Here is a 1,607-nt window from a genome sequence, read left to right on the forward strand (position 1 = left end):
GCCGACGCGCTCGCCATCGCCATCACCCACGCCCATCACCGCCAGAGCGCGGCGCTCAGGCTGAAGGTGGTCGGAATATGATCGGCAAGCTGAAGGGCCTGATCGATTCCTACGGCGAGGATTATGTCGTCCTCGATGTCGGCGGCGTTGGCTACCAGGTGCATTGCTCGGCGCGCACGCTGCAGCATCTGCCCGCGCCGGGCGAGGCCGCCGTGCTGTCGATCGAGACCTATGTCCGCGAGGACCAGATCAAGCTGTTCGGCTTCCGCACCGACCAGGAGCGTGAATGGTTTCGCCTGCTCCAGACCGTGCAGGGCGTCGGCGCCAAGGTCGCGCTGGCCGTGCTCGGCACGCTGGCGCCGTCCGATCTCGCCAACGCGATTGCGCTGCGCGACAAGGCCGCGGTGGCGCGCACGCCGGGCGTCGGTCCCAAGGTCGCCGAGCGCATCGTCACGGAACTCAAGGACAAGGCGCCGGCCTTCGCCAATGTCGATCCCGCCGTCGTGCATCTCGCCGGCGCCGTCGACGACCAGCGCGCGCCGCGGCCGGTGGCGGATGCGATCTCCGCGCTGGTCAATCTCGGCTACGGCCAGCCGCAGGCCGCGGCCGCCATTGCGTCGGCCTCGCGCAGCGCCGGTGAAGGCGCCGAGACGGCGCAGCTCATTCGCCTCGGTCTGAAGGAACTCGCGAAGTGAGCGATCCCAAGGCCAACCGCATGGTCTCACCGGAGCGCCGCTCCGATGATGTCGGCGACACCGCGCTGCGCCCGCAATCGCTGTCCGATTTCGTCGGCCAGCAGCAGGCCCGCAAGAATCTCTCGATCTTCATCGAGGCCGCGCGCAAGCGCGGCGAGGCGCTGGATCACGTGCTGTTCGTCGGGCCCCCCGGCCTCGGCAAGACCACGCTGGCGCAGATCGTGGCCAAGGAACTCGGCGTCGGCTTTCGCGCCACATCGGGCCCCGTGATTGCCAAGGCCGGCGATCTCGCCGCCCTGCTGACCAACCTCGAAGAGCGCGACGTGCTCTTCATCGACGAGATCCATCGTCTCAGCCCGGCGGTGGAGGAAGTGCTCTATCCCGCGATGGAGGATTTTCAGCTCGACCTCATCATCGGCGAGGGCCCGGCGGCGCGCTCGGTCAAGATCGAGCTGTCGAAATTCACCCTCGTCGGCGCCACGACGCGTGCGGGCCTGCTCACCAATCCCTTGCGCGATCGCTTCGGCATTCCGGTCCGGCTCAATTTCTACACCATCGAGGAGCTCGAAAGCATCGTCAGCCGCGGCGCGCGCGTGCTGAACGTCGGCATGAGCGCGGATGGCGCCAACGAGATCGCGCGCCGCGCTCGCGGCACGCCGCGCATCGCCGGGCGCCTGCTCCGGCGCGTGCGAGATTTTGCTTCGGCGGCGAATGCCGACACGATCGATCGCAAGATCGCCGATCACGCACTCAGCGCGCTCGAGGTCGACGCCGCGGGCCTGGATGCCATGGACCGTCGCTATCTCACGACCATCGCGATGAACTATGGCGGCGGTCCCGTCGGTGTCGAGACGATGGCCGCAGCGCTCTCCGAGCCGCGCGATGCGATCGAGGACATCATCGAGCCCTATC

Annotated in this window: 2 protein-coding genes and 1 pseudogene; all 3 read left to right on the forward strand. The window is 68.1% G+C overall.

The features are described 5' to 3' along the window. A pseudogene (locus AC1D00_RS40300) lies at positions 1-81 on the forward strand (crossover junction endodeoxyribonuclease RuvC); the annotation flags it as partial. Next, positions 78-695: a Holliday junction branch migration protein RuvA gene (gene ruvA / locus AC1D00_RS40305; protein ID WP_477014534.1), complete on the forward strand. Its 618-nt coding sequence runs from the start codon at positions 78-80 to the stop codon at positions 693-695. The pseudogene AC1D00_RS40300 and the gene ruvA, both read left to right, overlap by 4 nt. Continuing rightward, positions 692-1,607: Holliday junction branch migration DNA helicase RuvB (ruvB, locus tag AC1D00_RS40310; RefSeq protein WP_477014535.1), on the forward strand; the 916-nt coding region annotated here is incomplete at its 3' end. The genes ruvA and ruvB, both read left to right, overlap by 4 nt.

It is taken from the genome of Bradyrhizobium sp. P2_E8 (assembly GCF_056403875.1).